General features: G+C 69.5%; 1 pseudogene. It reads left to right on the forward strand.

Going from position 1 to position 486, the window contains the following annotated elements:
* Nucleotides 1–415: pseudogene (locus TN53_RS42235) on the forward strand (arylsulfatase); the annotation flags it as partial.
* Between the last annotated feature and the right edge of the window lie 71 nt (nt 416–486).

Raw genomic sequence — 486 nt, forward strand, 5'->3', positions numbered from 1 at the left:
GTTCGGGGGCTGGTCGCTGTACTTCGCCGGGGGCAGACCGTCGTACGCCTACAACTACTTCGGCATGGACCTGTACACCGTGTGCGGCGGCGCGGCCCTCGTACCCGGACGGCACGAGATCCGGCTGGAGTTCGACTACGACGGCGGAGGGCTCGGCAAGGGCGGGACGGCCGTGCTCCTGGTGGACGGTGAGAAACACGCGTCCGAGCGGGTCGAGCGGACCATCGCGTACTACTTCTCCTTCGACGAGACACTCGACGTGGGCGTGGACCTCGGCACCCCGGTGACCGACGACTATCCCGTCCTCGACAACGAGTTCACCGGGACGATCCACACGGTGCGCATCGATCTGGACGAACCCCGGCACAGCGCCTTCGACGGCGGACTCCCCCGGCGTGTGATGGGGGCCCAGTGAGCTGCTGCACGCCCTCCGGCGGACGGACCACGGACCGAGCGGCGCCCCGGCTCGAACCGTCCGCCGCGCAC

This window comes from Streptomyces sp. WM6386 (assembly GCF_000972385.1).
In the GTDB taxonomy this organism is placed as follows: domain Bacteria; phylum Actinomycetota; class Actinomycetes; order Streptomycetales; family Streptomycetaceae; genus Streptomyces.